Origin of the sequence: Pseudomonas sp. SWRI77, assembly GCF_014269105.1 — a bacterium.
Lineage (GTDB): Bacteria > Pseudomonadota > Gammaproteobacteria > Pseudomonadales > Pseudomonadaceae > Aquipseudomonas > Aquipseudomonas capeferrum.
In genome coordinates this window covers 1-517 of the sequence record NZ_JABWRV010000070.1, presented here as the reverse complement: position 1 = coordinate 517, position 517 = coordinate 1, and the positions used below count along the sequence as shown (strand labels likewise).

The following is a 517-nucleotide window of genomic DNA, read 5'->3' as shown; positions in this document are numbered from 1 at the left end:
GTCGATGGTGGTTGGCCTGTTGGCCATCCTCAAGGCGGGCGGCGCCTATGTGCCGGTGGACCCGGATTACCCGACCGAACGCGTGCGCCACATGCTGAGCGACAGCGCGCCAGTGGCGGTGCTGGTGCACAGCGCTACGCGCCACGTACCGGAGGCGGCCCAGCTTATTGATCTGGACCAGCCAACCTGGAATGCGCAGCCTTCCAGCAACCCGGTAGTTCCTACGTTGACCCCGCGTCATCTGGCCTACGTGATCTACACCTCTGGCTCCACCGGCTTGCCGAAGGGTGTGATGAACGAGCACGCCGGTGTGGTCAACCGTCTGCAGTGGATGCAGGACGCCTACAACCTCGGCGCAGAAGACGTTGTCTTGCAGAAGACCCCATTCAGCTTCGACGTGTCGGTGTGGGAGTTCCTCTGGCCGCTGCAAACCGGCGCACGCCTGGTCATGGCTCGTCCCGGTGGCCATCGCGATCCGGAGTACCTGCGTCAGGTGATCCGCAGCGAAGGCGTCACC

The 517-nt window shown here is 64.2% G+C and carries 1 protein-coding gene; it reads left to right on the top strand.

Annotated features, from left to right (window positions below):
- Positions 1-517: AMP-binding protein (locus HU766_RS26005; RefSeq protein ID WP_186661855.1), on the top strand; the 517-nt coding region annotated here is incomplete at both ends.